The organism is Flavisolibacter ginsengisoli DSM 18119, from assembly GCF_900129295.1.
In the GTDB taxonomy this organism is placed as follows: domain Bacteria; phylum Bacteroidota; class Bacteroidia; order Chitinophagales; family Chitinophagaceae; genus Flavisolibacter; species Flavisolibacter ginsengisoli.
The window spans coordinates 361,320-374,727 of sequence record NZ_FQUU01000003.1 but is presented as its reverse complement, the minus strand read 5'-3'; the positions used below and the strand labels follow the sequence as shown (position 1 = coordinate 374,727).

16 protein-coding genes are annotated in these 13,408 nt (G+C 38.8%); 6 read left to right on the top strand and 10 right to left on the bottom strand.

Going from position 1 to position 13,408, the window contains the following annotated elements; translation table 11 throughout:
* Window positions 1–7: 7 nt before the first annotated feature.
* Window positions 8–1,018 (top strand): PorP/SprF family type IX secretion system membrane protein, encoded by a 1,011-nt coding sequence (locus BUA53_RS05470; RefSeq protein WP_072834252.1) that lies wholly within the window; start codon window positions 8–10, stop codon window positions 1,016–1,018.
* Between the two features lie 44 nt (window positions 1,019–1,062).
* On the opposite strand, the gene BUA53_RS05465 is transcribed toward BUA53_RS05470, so the two are convergent.
* Window positions 1,063–1,668: a DNA-3-methyladenine glycosylase gene (locus BUA53_RS05465; protein WP_072834319.1), complete on the bottom strand. Its 606-nt coding sequence runs from the start codon at window positions 1,666–1,668 to the stop codon at window positions 1,063–1,065.
* 60 nt (window positions 1,669–1,728) lie between these two features.
* On the opposite strand from BUA53_RS05465, the gene BUA53_RS05460 reads away from it, so the two are divergent.
* The 4 genes from BUA53_RS05460 to BUA53_RS05445 all read left to right on the top strand — a co-directional run bounded on the left by BUA53_RS05460 (window position 1,729) and on the right by BUA53_RS05445 (window position 4,160).
* Window positions 1,729–2,487 carry an EI24 domain-containing protein gene (locus BUA53_RS05460; RefSeq protein WP_072834251.1) on the top strand — a complete coding sequence of 253 codons (759 nt, stop codon included), beginning with the start codon at window positions 1,729–1,731 and terminating at the stop codon, window positions 2,485–2,487.
* Window positions 2,487–3,191 carry an SAM-dependent methyltransferase gene (locus BUA53_RS05455; RefSeq protein WP_072834250.1) on the top strand — a complete coding sequence of 235 codons (705 nt, stop codon included), beginning with the start codon at window positions 2,487–2,489 and terminating at the stop codon, window positions 3,189–3,191. Before BUA53_RS05460 ends, BUA53_RS05455 begins: the two co-directional genes overlap by 1 nt.
* Window positions 3,192–3,272: 81 nt before the next feature.
* A complete protein-coding gene (gene yihA / locus BUA53_RS05450; RefSeq protein ID WP_072834249.1) occupies window positions 3,273–3,905 on the top strand; it encodes a ribosome biogenesis GTP-binding protein YihA/YsxC in 633 nt (210 codons plus the stop codon).
* 39 nt (window positions 3,906–3,944) lie between these two features.
* Window positions 3,945–4,160, top strand: coding sequence for a hypothetical protein (locus BUA53_RS05445; RefSeq protein ID WP_072834248.1), 216 nt, complete (start codon window positions 3,945–3,947; stop codon window positions 4,158–4,160).
* Window positions 4,161–4,381: 221 nt separating this feature from the next.
* On the opposite strand, the gene BUA53_RS05440 is transcribed toward BUA53_RS05445, so the two are convergent.
* The 9 genes from BUA53_RS05440 to BUA53_RS05400 all read right to left on the bottom strand — a co-directional run bounded on the left by BUA53_RS05440 (window position 4,382) and on the right by BUA53_RS05400 (window position 11,760).
* The gene (locus BUA53_RS05440) at window positions 4,382–4,855 is read right to left on the bottom strand and encodes a ribonuclease H-like YkuK family protein (RefSeq protein WP_072834247.1); all 474 of its coding nucleotides are present in this window, start codon (window positions 4,853–4,855) and stop codon (window positions 4,382–4,384) included.
* A gap of 69 nt (window positions 4,856–4,924) precedes the next feature.
* Entirely contained in the window at window positions 4,925–6,511 is a 1,587-nt protein-coding gene (locus tag BUA53_RS05435; RefSeq protein WP_084079843.1) for a T9SS type A sorting domain-containing protein, read from the bottom strand.
* Between the two features lie 48 nt (window positions 6,512–6,559).
* Window positions 6,560–7,024: a hypothetical protein gene (locus BUA53_RS05430; protein ID WP_072834244.1), complete on the bottom strand. Its 465-nt coding sequence runs from the start codon at window positions 7,022–7,024 to the stop codon at window positions 6,560–6,562.
* Window positions 7,025–7,209: 185 nt separating this feature from the next.
* Entirely contained in the window at window positions 7,210–7,572 is a 363-nt protein-coding gene (locus BUA53_RS05425; RefSeq protein WP_072834243.1) for a CoA-binding protein, read from the bottom strand.
* Between the two features lie 42 nt (window positions 7,573–7,614).
* The gene (locus BUA53_RS05420; protein ID WP_072834241.1) at window positions 7,615–8,766 is read right to left on the bottom strand and encodes an NAD(P)/FAD-dependent oxidoreductase; all 1,152 of its coding nucleotides are present in this window, start codon (window positions 8,764–8,766) and stop codon (window positions 7,615–7,617) included.
* Complete coding sequence (locus tag BUA53_RS05415; protein WP_072834239.1) at window positions 8,753–9,466, bottom strand: methyltransferase domain-containing protein; 714 nt, start codon at window positions 9,464–9,466, stop codon at window positions 8,753–8,755. Before BUA53_RS05415 ends, BUA53_RS05420 begins: the two co-directional genes overlap by 14 nt.
* Window positions 9,466–10,542 carry a type III polyketide synthase gene (locus tag BUA53_RS05410; protein WP_072834237.1) on the bottom strand — a complete coding sequence of 359 codons (1,077 nt, stop codon included), beginning with the start codon at window positions 10,540–10,542 and terminating at the stop codon, window positions 9,466–9,468. The genes BUA53_RS05415 and BUA53_RS05410 overlap by 1 nt, the downstream gene beginning before the upstream one ends.
* On the bottom strand, window positions 10,539–11,396 hold the full coding sequence (locus BUA53_RS05405; RefSeq protein WP_072834236.1) for a UbiA family prenyltransferase: 858 nt from the start codon (window positions 11,394–11,396) through the stop codon (window positions 10,539–10,541). Before BUA53_RS05405 ends, BUA53_RS05410 begins: the two co-directional genes overlap by 4 nt.
* A 196-nt stretch (window positions 11,397–11,592) precedes the next feature.
* A complete protein-coding gene (locus tag BUA53_RS05400; RefSeq protein WP_072834318.1) occupies window positions 11,593–11,760 on the bottom strand; it encodes a phosphatidate cytidylyltransferase in 168 nt (55 codons plus the stop codon).
* 99 nt (window positions 11,761–11,859) lie between these two features.
* Here BUA53_RS05400 and BUA53_RS05395 point away from each other — a divergent pair, with 99 nt between their 5' ends.
* Window positions 11,860–13,407 (top strand): YifB family Mg chelatase-like AAA ATPase, encoded by a 1,548-nt coding sequence (locus tag BUA53_RS05395; protein WP_072834234.1) that lies wholly within the window; start codon window positions 11,860–11,862, stop codon window positions 13,405–13,407.
* Window position 13,408 lies beyond the last annotated feature (1 nt).

The following is a 13,408-nucleotide window of genomic DNA, read 5'->3' as shown; positions in this document are numbered from 1 at the left end:
GTGATGAATGCGGAAGCTACTGTTTTGTTTTTCCCTGATATGTTGTGTGTTCTCTTTGAAGGCACAAGACCCTAATTTTTCCCAATTTTTCGCTTCACCCCTTACGCTTAATCCTGCATTAACAGGGAAGTTTGATGGCGTGTTCAGAGTAGCTGGTAACTACAGGAATCAATGGCCAACAATTAATAATGCATTCACTACGGCTACCATATCCATGGATGCAGGTATTTTACGCAATACCATCCCGGATTATGATCAGTTTGGAGTTGGCATTATGGCCTTTACGGACAAAAGCGGCAACGGGGTTTTACAAAATAATTTCCTTGCCTTATCTACAGCCTATCATAAGGCCCTTGATGAAAATGGTTTTCACCAGATCGGCCTGGGATTCCAGGGAACGTACGTCAACAAACGTCTTGACATAGCAAGTCTTAAATTTGAAAGCATGCTACGTTCAGATGGGTTTACCGGATTGATGGATGAATCTTTTAGCTCCAACCAGATCAAGCTATCTTATTTTGATATGAACCTTGGGGTGCTTTATAATGGAACCACTGATGGTTCGAATAACTTTTATTTTGGAGCATCCATGTATCATGTAAACCATCCAAAAGAAACATTCAAACAAGGCAACTACTTGTTAGATCCGAGAGTAACCATACAAGCAGGTGGGATGGTACCTGTAGGTGAATACAATGCATTCCATTTCAGTGCTAATCATAGCCGACAGGCCAATGCGACGAATACTGTAATTGGAGGAGCCTATATGATCAATGTTGCACAGGACCTGGGCAACCCTACTAATTTATACCTTGGTAGCTGGTATAGATTCGGTGATGCCATCATACCATACGTAGGGCTTGAATTTGGCGAATTTCAGTTAGGTGCCAGCTATGATGTTAATACTTCCAGCCTGAAACCCGCCTCCAACATGCGTGGTGGAGCAGAAATTTCTCTCATTTATATCAAGAAACACACGGATCCAAACGCTAAAAAACTGAACTGTCCCAAATTTTAAGTTATAGTAAAGGACTGGACCTTATATGGTAATTCCATGAAGCTTTAGCTTTTGATTTTCCCGCTTACATACCTGTTTCCCCTTATAAAAAAGCGGTAGTGCCAGGCAGCATGATCACCAGCATAGTCAACACCTATCCTTGGTGATGTACCTACCATAGCCTTGGTAACTTTAAACCCATCATCTGCAATATATAGCTCATCGCTGGTTAGTGAAATTCCACATTGGGAGGTATGAAAACCGAATGCCTTTCCCACATTGCCTGGTCCGCGGGTAAGTGTTTCATCCAGTTTTTCCTTACCTGTTCTTTCCAGCATAATATTAATGCCTTCCAGGGGTTCTACGGCTCTGATTAATATAGCATGGGGAGCATCAGTATAATTTGTAACAATATTGAACATCTGGTGTATACCATAACATAAATACACATATGCTTTGCCTCCCTCACCAAATAATACCTGTGTTCTCGGAGTACGCCCTTTTGAAGCATGCGATGCTCTATCTATTTCGCCTTCGTATGCCTCTGTTTCAACTATTCTTCCAGAAGTAAGCTCATTATGCCAATTTGTTACCAATACCTTTCCAAGAAGTTCCTTTGATATTTTGACCACATCATTTCTAAGATAAAAAGACAAAGGCAGTTTTTTCATATTCTCACCAATCATTTAGGGTAATGAAATTCCAATATATTTACCATTCAAATCTACTATTTGCTAAAAGAAATCGTAATAGCTATACAATCCTATTTTGATGCACACCAATTCATCAGGAAGCATAACCTTTGGAAATGGATCCTGATTCCGGGGATTATATATACCATATTATTTATGGCAGGCATGTACTTTTTCTGGAATTCTTCGGATAGCGCAGTAACCTGGCTTAGCAAAAGTATTGGCCTTGAAACCTGGTTGCAGCATCAAACCAATGCCTTCCTGAATTTTTTATTCCTGATGGCAGGCATCATGCTTCGATTGATACTTGTATTCTTTTATTTCTCCTTATTTAAATATCTTTTTCTCATTATTGGATCACCGGTGTTTGCCTACCTGAGCGAAAAAACATCCAGCATTATTGAGGAAAGAGAATTTCCTTTTAGTTTCAGCCAATTATTAAAAGACGCTGCCAGGGGAATACGTCTTGCCTTGCGCAATACGGCCTGGCAAACTTTATATGCCGTTTCTTTGATACTGTTATCCCTTGTGCCCCTGGCCGGATGGATAACACCCTTGATAGCCCTGTTTGTTGAATGTTACTATTATGGTTTTTCCATGATGGATTATAGTTGTGAACGTAATAATTTTTCTTCCACTGAAAGCATCAACTTTATAAGTCGGCACAAAGGACTGGCTATTGGAAACGGACTTATGTTCTACCTGATGCATGGTGTGGTGATCATTGGTTGGGTTTTGGCGCCGGCATATGCTGTGGTGGCTGCCACATTAAGCTTACATAGAATTAAAAATCAATAATGGCTGCTAGTATTTACCTTATTCCAACCGTATTAGCTGAAGGTGAAACCAGGTGCTTGCCTGTTTATATATTGGAAGCAGTAAAAAAATGCTCGGTTTTCTTTGTGGAAAATGAACGCACTGCCAGGAGATACCTGAAATTGCTTTGGAAAGAAATGGTGATAGATGATTATCAATGGCACAACATGAAAGAGGCCAACGCCGCCGTAAAATCATCATTTCTGCAATGCATTAAAGAAGAAAGAACAATAGGGATCATTAGTGAAGCGGGCTGTCCGGGAGTTGCAGATCCTGGCCAGGCATTGGTTTCTATTGCCCAACAAATGAATGTAACAGTGAAGCCGCTGGTAGGGCCCAACTCAGTATTATTAGCCTTGATGGCAAGTGGCATGAATGGGCAACATTTCCAGTTTTTAGGGTACTTACCCATTGACCAATCTAAAAGGGTTCAAGCCATAAAAGAACTGGAAGCAGCATCAAAAGATAAAAACTGCACTCAAATATTTATTGAAACGCCATATAGGAATAATCAATTAATGGAGTCGTTGATTAAATCCTGCCAACCACAAACGCTTATCTGTGTTGCAGCAGACATTACTGCTCCCACAGAGTTTATACATACAAAAACAGCGAAGCAATGGAAAACCGCACTGCCACCTTTGCATAAACGACCATCCATTTTTCTACTGTATTCAGGTGAATAAGTACGTGTGAATAGCAGCATATTGTAACTATTGGCAAGAATTCCCGTGGTAGGAACGTAGTCTATTCCCTTACTTTGCAGGATGGAAATTATCCAGGCAAGTTATCTGATTAGTAGTCCTTCAGTTGAAAAGTGCCCTCCACCTGAAAAGGCGGAATACGCTTTTATAGGCAGAAGCAATGTGGGAAAGTCCTCCCTAATTAATATGTTATGTAATAAAAAAGAACTGGCAAAGGTGTCTTCATCCCCTGGTAAAACTCAAATGATCAATCATTTCCTCATTACTTCCAGCGATAAAAAGGAATGGTACCTGGTAGATCTTCCTGGTTATGGCTATGCCAAACGTTCGATAAAACAAAGAAACAGTTGGCAGAAAATGATAGATGGCTATTTAAAAAGCCGTGAAAACCTGGTAAATCTTTTTATATTAATAGACAGCAGGATTAGTCCGCAAAAGATAGACCTGGAGTTTGTTAATAAGCTTGGCGCATGGCAAATGCCTTTCGCTATTGTTTTTACCAAGGCTGACAAGTCAACCCAAAAAGAAACCGCAAATAATGTAAATGATTTTTTAAAGGAATTGCTTAAAACCTGGGAAGAACCTCCACCGCATTTTGTTACTTCTGCCATCAAAAGAACTGGATCCCGTCCAATATTGAGTTTTATAAGCGAACTTAATACTGCTTATGAAAAACACAAAAAAGATAGGGTATAGTTTTTTTATAATTTAAATTGCAATAGTTTAGGAAAAGTTATGAAAAGAAGGGTACAGGAAAGAAATATAGTGGTAATTCTATTTATTCTGGTCATCATTACTTTTTCCTATGCCGAAAGAGATTCACGTAAATTAGATCAATTATACGCTCCCGTTAAAACTACCTATGCTCCCCTGCAAAAAGAAAAGAATATATCTGGCAATGAAGAACATAGGAAAAGCATAGTGCTAAGGATGGCAAAAGTTAATTATTAAACTTATGCTGGCGGTTCACCTTATAAAAATGAAAAAGGCTACAATTTCTTAATCAAGCTTTGGCAAGCAGGCAAAACATTTAATACCCTTGGTTATAATTCTTCCGAAGGAAATTGAGCAAATGATTTGGATGAAAACAATTTAACAAGACAATTAATCTAATTGCCCCGGTAAATATTTTCTACAATACATTTCCCCTGATTACACAGTGAATAATAATTTCAATTCACTACTTTATTTGCACAACTACTACTGGCAAAAGCTTCTGGTTTGGCCTTAAATGCAAAGCCCATACCCAGGATATAACCCATTGCTTCCTTCAATGCATCGTTACTTTTAAAATGAGGATTAGTATTGATATCCGCATGAACTTCCATATCAACATCATAGATAGTAAAGAGATTGCATAGCTCATATGCAATCTCTATACTCTTGGCAACTTCAACTAACATTCGCTCTTTGATAGCGAATTGCTGTCTGGTTTTCTCGTTATGGATAAACATGAAGCCTCCGTGACCTTCTCTTAAGAATACGATCACTGTAGCGAATTCGGTTTCCTGGCCTTTAACTTGGGAGTCTGTTCCTATACAAACTTTTAAACGGTAACCTGCCGCTGTTTCTCTCCTGATGACATTTTCAACAGCATCGTAAATGGGCAGATTAATGGTTTCTCCATTGAATTTTCTCCATTTCATATAAAAAGAGGTTTTTCCAAGTTACGGAAAAACCTCCTACTTACCAAGGGGCACGGATCTGGTAATATCTTATTGCCTTATAAACTTCTCTGCAAACCTCGAATTGTCGTTAAGGTATTGAATGATGAACATACCTGGATTCATTGTGGATGTTGAAATGGTATTAATTCCCTGGGAAAGCGATCCCTTTAAGACCAAACGGCCGTTAAGATCAATAATAGAATAATTATATAACCCAGGGCTGTTTATGGTTAAATTACCCCTAACCAGGTTACTTACTAAAGATGGTTTTTGAGCTTTATTATCACCTAGCGATACTATATTAGAATAGTACTGGCGACCGTTGTCAAATTCCACGTTTAACCTATAATATAGGTTGGCACCCGTGCCGGCAAAATAATTATAGGTTCTTTCTGTAGAGCCTGGCTGAGCCGCTACCTGGAAATTTTGTCCATTTGTGGAAACTTCAAGGGTTTGTTTAACCACTGTTTCTTCCGCTTCTATTTCCCAGTCTAATTTGTGCAGTCCTTTTTCTACTACTCCATGAAGTTCCAACTTATGCAATGGCAGGATGATGCCAGCTCCAAATTGACCAAGCAGGTTGTAAGATCCAAGACTGGCATATGCACTGGTAAATGAATTCCCTTTGCCTTGAAGTCGCAAATAATAAGTTCCTGCATTGAGCATGGTATCTATTCCAGATTTTAAAGTAGTTGCAGGATTATATGTCCCAAGAACTGTTGTGGCATTTGACATGAGGTCTACTTCCAGGTCCAGGTTAGCACCTGAATAACCATCACCTATATTATAAGGCTCAGCATCCAGCTTAAACCTTCCAAAAGACGGGATGGTAACACTAACTACATCAACATCTGTACTTTTTTCAATTATTCCACTTAGAGAAAACTTGTCATTTGTAAAACTAACCTTGGTCGGCTTTTTAAAATCTGCCGTGTAATCATCAGCACGATAAGTAAACCCATTATAGCCCGTAATGATCTCCAGGTCATTTTGATAATTGGTGCAACCATATGGATTGGCACCATTGTTCCAAAGCGTAAAATTTTTATAATAGGCCGAACCCATAATAGGCGCCCACCCTATTTCTCCAGAACCTATACCAGTATTATATTCTGATAATTTATTACAGTTATTATCATAGGCAGCCTGGTGTTTCAAACCTAAGGTATGCCCAACTTCATGAGATGCAGCTTCTGCAATATATTTTGGTACGTAATTTAAAAGCGCTGTAAATACAAAGCCAGGTGTATTATCTCCCCAGGTAAAAGAACCCATATAGGATACACCACCAGCATTACCATACCAATCTGATGTTGTTGTGAGTATTATACGTATTCGTCGATCTATAGGAGCTGCCCAATATTTCGTAGAGTCTGTTGTAACATTAATATCAAAGGGTCGATAATCTTCTGACACCCTTTGAAATACTTCCTTTATTTGAGAAGCATTAATGCCTGCAGGCGCACAGTTTATTGCGGAACCACCCATATTCCAACTTGTTCCTTGTACATATTGACCATCAAAATCTAAATAAATAGTAGCAACGGAAGAAGGATTACTATTATAAGCTGTTACCTGGCCGAATGCTGTCATACAGATCAGCACAGAAAGGAAGAAAGAAGTTAGAGTTTTCATGGGAAGGTTCGAATTGGATTTGGATAGGATTGTCGGATCTAAAGGATTTTACTCACTTATTATATCATAAAGATTTTTCTTTTTTAAAATGTATTGGTCTTCTTCTTTCACAATTTCGTACGCATCGGAATTCCTTGTACTTATTATTCTACCCAGGTATTTTACAGTACCATCTTCTTTAACTGTTTTTGTATAGGTGAAAATGGCACCTTTCCTGTTTATAGACTTGATAACAATGCTTTTTACATTCAAATCTTTTTCAGGAGATTTTGAAATAACAGAACCGATAATATGAAAATTGCCAGACAGGGTAACATTTACTGGCGCACCAATTTCCAGATTGAACAAGGTTTCCAGGTTCGAAACCCTTAAAGGCATATGGTCAGGAAGATCTGCAAAAAGATACGGCTTATTATGATCAGGCTCGTTTATGGGAACTTTACCCTGGGCAAAGGAGGATAAGCCACAGGCAATTAAAAATGCGCAAAAGACGCAGGTTTTCAGGATATTCATCGGACTTGGATTTAAAAGTTATTTACTAACTTTTAGCAGGGATTAGCTGCTGGTTTTCAAGGATTCTTATAGTGCAAATTTGTAAAAAACAATTTTACATCAAAGCGATAATGAATAATTTTTTAAAGATTAAGTGTTATTACTGATTAAAGACGTAGATCTCCGATAACTCATTTTCCCAATGATTAGTATTGACCCGTACTAAGCATAACAAGTGTACAACCAATAATAGTTTCAATATTGTTTTCCTTCGCTTTTGCTATTAAATGATCATTTTCGGTACCCGGATTGAATATAATTCGTTTAGGCTTAAGGTTTAAAATATAATCATAATATTCAACCTGGTTCTTAGGATTCAAATATAACGTCACTGTATCTATTCCCCCCTCTGCCACATGGTCTTTATAAATATTAATATCTCCAACTTTTGTATTCTTTCTGCCAACTGCCACTACAGGATGCTGATGTGCTACTAATTTTTTAATAGCTAAATAACTATACCTGGCAGGATTGTCTGAGGCCCCTAAAACTAAAGTCTTCTTCATCATTCTTAATTCATTACCGGCATTCTAAAATACAAAGCTTGTGCCTTAAAAAGGTCTTCCGTGTGTCATTCGTATTACCCGCTTAGCTAAAAATGGAAATACCTGGAAAAAGCTAACAAAAGAATTGCTGATCCATTTCCGCCCAAAGAACCACTGCAGTTGTCTGCCTCTTCGTAATCGCTTCGAAAACTGACGATGCCATTCCCTGCTATATTGCTTTTCAAGATTTGCTCTTGTAATCTTTCCCATTAAAAAAAGAATTACCAGACGTGATACTATCTTCCCGGTATGCAATGCTATGCTCATTCCATTTCCACAAAGAGGAGTTATCAATCCTGCTGCATCTCCTATCATGATCACATGATTTTCAATCTTTGTCTTAGATAGGAAATTGATTTGAGAAATAGTTATCGGAAACTCTTTGATCCTTGTACAGGAAGTGAATATCTCTTTCAAATGAGGATTATCCATTAAAATGCATTGCTCTAATTGCTCAACACTGTTATTACTTTTTTTCAAATTACCTGCGGTGGTCATATAGCATAAACAGGTCAATCCATTTTCAATATTTGAGATTCCACAATACCCATCTTTGAAATTATGAAGTCCTATAATTCCTTCAGGCCAGGCAGACCTGATATGGTATTTGACTGCAATGTAATTGTTCAGACGCTTGTTGTTCTTACTTAAAAAGGTCCTGTTCCATTTCCGGTCAATATTGCTTTTCTTCCCCCATGCTGCACAACAAACTTTTGACTTAACAACACCTATATTAGTAATCCTGGAATTAAAATGAATAGTGAACTGTTCATTAAATTCAACCTTCTCCACCTTTGTTTCCTCCAATACTACTACTCCAAGCTTCTTGGCCTTTTGAGCCAAAGCATTATCCAATTCATACCGGCTGATACCAAAGCCTCCTAAGGGTAAGGCCGTTTTAAATGCGCGTCCATTGGGAGCTGTCAGAACAAGGTTGTCAATGAAAGGGACTTTCATTTGGCTAATGGGAATGCCTAGATGCTCTAAATAATTTAAAGATTCATGACTGATATACTCACCACATACTTTGTGAAATGGGTACTTTTCCTGTTCAAATAAAATTACATTATAGCCAGCCATACGAAGTTCTATAGCACCGGACAGGCCGGCAAGGCCCCCTCCTATAATAGCAACATCATATTGGTCAGCCAATTCCATAAGTATGAACAGTTATTAACCACCGGAAAGCCCATTTCCACTCAGAGGCATATGTTGATATTTCAGCTTTCTTAAATAAATATGTCCAGTCTTTTCTTGTAAACCCTCTGCTAACAGATAATGGTGCATCATTTTTAACCAGGTAACTACTGGAAAACAATTGCGTAAGCCATTTTATCAAATAATAGGCAATGGGGTGACGATGGAGGTCATTGATAAAAAACCCGAATGAACTGTTGAGTTGCATATACTTTAGCATATCTACCAATTCTATGTCATCGAAATGGTGGCAAAATAATGAAGAGAAAAGTATATCATGTTTCGCCTGGAAGTGAACTTGCCGGTAATCTGAATGAATGAATTGAATATTTGCATTTTCAGGCTTTGATGATGCATATTGAATACATTCCTGGTTAATATCTATTCCCGTCAGCAATACAGGAATATTTCTTTTACATGCCCACTTTTGTATGGCATTGAGGTTATCACCACCACCACAACCCAACTCCACTATCTTAATTGGTTCACGCACATCATATTCACTGATCAATTTATTGACACCATCAATAGTAATGGCATGTCCACCCAAATACCTGTTAATAAACTCCAGTTCCTGCATGTTATGCATGATATCCCTGAAGGGTATGTCAGAACTATCCAGCAGTTCCTTTTGGTAAGATCGTTTAGCCGAAGTGAACATCAATTATGAACTGAAAATGTTTCTACAGTAAGTCCCGGCCCGAAAGCTGCACCTACCAGCTTTGTCATTTTTTCGCTCTTTTGAAAAATCTTTTTGAGTACAAATAATATGGAAGCTGATGAAATGTTTCCATAATCATGAAGTACTTCATATGACTCCTTTAATCGATCATTATTAATTCCTAAGCTCTTTGCGACTGCTTCAAGTATTTTCTTCCCCCCGGGATGTATACACCAGTGTGAAACCTCCTCTATAGAAAGACCTTGTTTTTGCATTGCTCTTTCCAGTATTGATTTGAAATCTTCTTCTATCAGGTCAGGTACATATCCGCTTAAAGTCATCTGGAAACCACTGGAAGAGATTTCCCATGCCATATCTCTCTTTCCTTTAGGAATTACTTCACTATAAAAGTCGTCAAGGTACCATCCTCCCTCGTGATCCCCGGTTACCAATACCGCGGCAGAACCATCACCAAATAATAGCGATGAGGTAAGGTTATCGGTTGTAGCATCTCTTTGAAAATGTAGGGTACACAACTCAGTACAAACGATCAATACTTTTGATTGCTTGTCTGCAAGACAAATAGCATTTGCCATTTTTAATGCATGAATTGCAGCATAACATCCCATAAAATTGATCGAGCTCCTGACGATGGATTTATTAAGGTCCATCAGTTCCATAACCTGCAGATCTAATCCCGGAGCACTCATTCCTGTACAACTAACAGTGAGTAAATGAGTGATTGTTTGAGGGTGATGTGTATGCCCCAGGCAATCCCTTATGGCATCTACAGAAAGCAAGGGTGCATGCTTGCTATAGATAGCCATACGATGCTCCAGCGAAGGGAAGGGTTCAAGATTCTCTGACTGGGGATAAAACTTCCAATCGTTAATTCCCTTACTGTAATCAGAAATAACTGAAAACCGCTGGTTGATCCCCGATTGTTTGTATAAAAAGCGCATTTTCCTTTTATCTGTCTCAGTAACAGCATACACTGTTTGCATAAAACTGAGTATATCCATTTGTTGATGGCAAAACGAAGGAACTGCGGTACCTATGGAGATAATTTGGCTCAAGGTTTAAATAAAATAAGGGTTACAAAAAAAATGGTTGTACATAAGGTAGCTATCACATTCATGCGCAAACTGTTTTTAAAGTTTGCCTCCTTTTCGGATATCCAGACCTTTCGCATCCACGTTAAAAAAAACAATACCACTGGTAACATAATCAACAGGTATCTGAACCAAATGTTCATTTCATGTCTTTGTGTAAAAAACAAATACATAAGGAAAGTGGCCCCAAGGAAAAGACACATACTTAAAATAAATGTCCCCCGTTTTCCAACCAGGTAACTGATAGTAGTTACTCCATCGTCCTTATCTTCTTTGTGTTGATAGATCTGCGTCAGTGGATATAAAGCTGCTATCAGGCAACTGGAAATTATACAAGGCAATATGGGTGCATATAAATCAGTGGATGGGTTTGTTCCTATATAAGTAATATAAAAGACCAGGGCGCCCTGGAAAATAAACACTGTAAGAAAGCCTATAACCGGGTAGCGTTTTAATCGTATCTGCCTGGAACTATAAGCCCTTGAAGCCAATATGTAGAGTAAAATACCCACTGAAAAATAAATTGAAATGAGCAACCCTGTTAGAACTGCTATTACATCCATGATGATGGTAATACGGTATAATTGCCTAGTAGGTTGCAAAGGGTTTTTTAACCCTCCTATAGGCGATGTATCCCTGTCCATATAAGAGTTATATCCATTGCTGGATGGATAAACTAAAAAATGGAGGATTATAAATATTATGATTGCTTTAGTGAAATCAACCGTTGGAACCTGGCTTATAGCAAACAAATAAACCGGTAACAGGAACAAGGAAAAATGGAATCTAAGTAATTGTATGGTAGATGGGTGAAGCACATGGAAAGTTAATTAAAACTATAGGTAAAAAGAGAAATAATAGCAGGCATTGATACCGCCTATTCCAGGTTCATTGATTGCAGAAATCCATTTCTTTTTAGTTGAAACTTCCTAAAATAAAATCCATGGTGTTCCGAACTTTTGCAGTTACATGCAACTATTAGTACACCATGGATGCTTAGTAATTATATCTAAATTACCGTCTGCCTCTACCAACAAGCCATAATATTAAGCCAACAACAACCACTACCACCAGAATACCTACCCACATACCTGCCTTAAAGATTCCACCCACTACTTCGCAGGAGCTAAGGGTCATTGCCATTGCCAGTACGCTAAGCCATAATAATGAATAATTTTTCATGAGTTCGTCTTTTTCTTTGTTAATGCAAAAGTTTTGCCGCAGAAACAAAACATAATTCCTTTCTATTATCTTCAATGATCTATAAGAACTTATCTGCTTATGTTGGTTAAGACATTTGGAAGCGCCGTATACGGAGTAGAAGCAATAACTATTACCGTAGAGGTTAATTGGATGAAGGCTAATGTTGGTTTTATGTTAGTAGGCCTTCCTGACAGTGCAATCAAAGAAAGTTTTCAAAGGGTGGAAAGTACCCTTAAAGCCAATGGTTACACCTTACCAAGGACCCGGATAGTGGTTAACCTGGCACCGGCCGATATAAAAAAAAGCGGTACAGCATTCGACCTTCCCATAGCAATAGGCATGTTAGCAGCTACCGAACAATTAAACAATATTGAGGCTATTGAACATTACCTTATCATGGGAGAATTGAGCCTCGATGGGGAGATACGTCCTATAAAAGGTGCCCTGCCCATTGCAATACAGGCTAGAAAAGAAAAGTTTAAAGGCCTTTTTGTGCCTGCAGCCAATGCCAGGGAAGCTGGCATGGTTAATAACCTGGCAGTATATGGCGTAACCCATATTAAGGAAGTGATAGATTTCTTTGAAAATGGTGAAAAAGGTATTGAGCCCATTGCCATCAACACAAGGGAGGAATTTTATAATTCACAATCGGATTATGAAGTTGATTTTGCAGATGTAAAAGGCCAGGAAAACATTAAAAGGGCATTGGAAATAGCAGCTGCCGGTGGTCATAATGCCATATTAATAGGTCCTCCGGGTGCAGGCAAGACAATGCTGGCTAAACGGTTACCAACCATTTTGCCCCCTTTAAGCCTGCAGGAAGCACTAGAAACAACCAAGATCCATTCAGTAGCGGGTAAACTACCAGAAAATACAACACTGGTTTCTAAACGTCCCTTCAGAAGTCCACACCATACTATTTCCGATGTGGCATTGGTAGGTGGCGGAGGTAATCCTCAACCTGGCGAGATCTCTTTATCGCATAACGGAGTATTATTCCTGGACGAATTGCCTGAATTTAAAAGGACTGTACTAGAGGTTATGCGCCAGCCTATGGAAGAACGTAGGGTAACCATCTCCCGTGCCAAGGTGGCGGTAGATTTCCCAGCAAGTTTTATGCTTATAGCCTCTATGAATCCGTGCCCTTGCGGTTTTTATAATCATCCTGAAAGAGAATGCACCTGTCCTCCGGGAGCAGTGCAGAAATACCTCAATAAAATCTCAGGACCTTTGCTCGACAGGATAGATCTTCATGTGGAGGTTACACCGGTAGAATTCAGTGAATTATCAGCTACTAAAGCCCAGGAAAATTCAACCTCTATCAGGGAAAGGGTGATAAAAGCACGGGAAATACAAGACATAAGGTATAAAGAACATGCAGGCATTTATTGCAATGCACAGATAAGCAGCAAAATGCTTAAACAGATCTGTATCATCAACACTGCCGGCCAAAACCTGTTAAAGGCAGCAATGGAAAAATTAAATTTGTCAGCAAGAGCCTATGACAGGATATTAAAGGTATCCAGAACAATAGCCGACCTTGCACAAAGTGAAGAAATAAAAGTGGAACACCTGGCAGAAGCCATCCAGTACAGGAGCCTTGACAGAGAAGGTTGGGCTGGTTAAT